This is a genomic window from Vibrio sp. 10N.237.312.B06, assembly GCF_041464685.1.
GTDB classification, from domain to species: Bacteria; Pseudomonadota; Gammaproteobacteria; order Enterobacterales; family Vibrionaceae; genus Vibrio; species Vibrio tasmaniensis_A.
Genome location: NZ_JBFSPI010000189.1, coordinates 1 through 1,736 on the forward strand (window position 1 = coordinate 1; position 1,736 = coordinate 1,736).

Here is a 1,736-nt window from a genome sequence, read left to right on the forward strand (position 1 = left end):
TCGATCCAAGAAATCAAATTATTAGAAAATGGATTAGCAGAGATCATTACCCTGACCGGCTTTGAAGTACCTGTCAGTCGTCGTTATCTCAAGACGTTAAAAGAGCAACTCGGTCTCCAGTAACCCGTTAGAAGTTCGACGCCCTGTTCCAAAGCACGATCAAAAAAGCCAACGTATCTGAAGTGACCCCGTAAAGTTGGACATTTCTGTTAAGCGGCTTTCAAGGCCTGAGTTCGATATTCTATCGGAGTCAGGCCTTTTAGTTTCACTTTTATACGTTTGGTATTGTAGTACTCGATGTATTCTTTAATTTGCTCTATCAGAGCATCTGCATCTTCAAAGCTTTGGTTGTGATACATCTCTGTTTTGAGTAAAGCAAAAAAGTTTTCAGCAACCGCATTATCCAAGCAGTTACCTTTTCTCGACATGCTTTGCGTTAACCCACTCTCCGCTACCTTTTTTTGATACTGTCGATGGCGATATTGCCAACCTTGATCGCTATGTATAATTGGCTTTGAGTTGGGTTTAAGCTTTGATATGGCTTCCGTCAGCATATCCGTGACAAGCGGCAAGCAGGCATTTTTAGCCACTCTATAAGCAACCACTTCCTGAGTAAACAAGTCGACAACGGGAGACAAGTATACTTTCTGCTCTTTTACTTTGAACTCCGTGACATCAGTTACCCATTTTTCATCGGGTTGAGTCGCACTAAAATCTCTTTCAAGCACGTTAGGAGCTGCTGTTCCAGACTCTCCTCGATATGAACGATACTTTTTAATCCTGACCGTCGATTTAAGGTTGAGCTGAGCCATAAGCCTTTGAACCGTTTTGTGATTAAGCTCGAACCCCTGATTTTTTAGTTCCAAGTGAATTCGGCGGTAGCCGTATCGCCCCTTATGCTCATGATAAATTGACTTTATCAACCGCAGCTCACGTTCGTAGCTATTTGGGCGCTTGCTCGTTTGAGCCTGATAATAAAAGACACTTTTTGCCAGCTGTAGAGTGTGCAGTAAGTGCTTTAACGGGTACTTGCTTTTAAGAGTTAGAGCTATGACCGCTTTTTCTTTGTTCGACGGTTTTTTTCCTGCTCCAACTCTTCCAACTTTTTTAGAACGGCATTCTCGGTTCGCAAATAGACCAACTCCTCTTTTAGCTCCTCAAGTGTCATTTCATCATCAGGCTTAGTGGTACGTTGAGGTTGCTTTTTCATTGAGGGTCTTCCTTTCTGGCGCATTTTGAGCCCTTTGATACCATGCTCATTAAATCGTTTGAGCCAGACAGAGAGTATCCCAGGGGATGAGAGGTTTAATACTGCGCTAGTGTGCGTGAGAGACCATTCATTCGTCCACATTAAATTCAATGCTTTTCGTTTTGTCTGAGCAGTAGCCGCTTGGTTAGTTGGTAAAAATGAATCAGCACCATGGATGGCAAAGACTTGAGCCCAATACCGTATCTGTCTTGAAGAAATTGAATATTGTTTTGCTAAGTAGAGAGATGACGTGCCATCTAAGTATTGCCTAGCAATGATACATTTTAGCTCTCGGCTATATTTGGACATAAAAAGACCCCCAATAATTGGTGTCCAACTATTGGGGGTCAGTTCACTTGTAGATGGCTTTTTGGTTTAATTTTTATCGGTATTTCTAAAGATTAACTCATTTTTTAATGACCAAGCTCGAGTTACTTACCATACCTTCGACCCTGTCGGTGATGTGAACCAGTCCGTTTGAAGTGTA

General features: G+C 42.1%; 3 protein-coding genes. 1 reads left to right on the forward strand and 2 read right to left on the reverse strand.

The genetic code is table 11. From position 1 onward, the window contains the following. Positions 1 to 123: LytTR family transcriptional regulator DNA-binding domain-containing protein (locus AB6C75_RS23420; protein WP_372109501.1), on the forward strand; the 123-nt coding region annotated here is incomplete at its 5' end. A gap of 86 nt (positions 124 to 209) precedes the next feature. Here AB6C75_RS23420 and AB6C75_RS23425 read toward each other — a convergent pair. Continuing rightward, positions 210 to 1,052, reverse strand: a complete 843-nt coding sequence (locus AB6C75_RS23425; RefSeq protein ID WP_106427119.1) for an IS3 family transposase — start codon at positions 1,050 to 1,052, stop codon at positions 210 to 212. Further along, complete coding sequence (locus AB6C75_RS23430; protein ID WP_016784615.1) at positions 1,049 to 1,558, reverse strand: helix-turn-helix domain-containing protein; 510 nt, start codon at positions 1,556 to 1,558, stop codon at positions 1,049 to 1,051. The genes AB6C75_RS23425 and AB6C75_RS23430 overlap by 4 nt, the downstream gene beginning before the upstream one ends. Between the last annotated feature and the right edge of the window lie 178 nt (positions 1,559 to 1,736).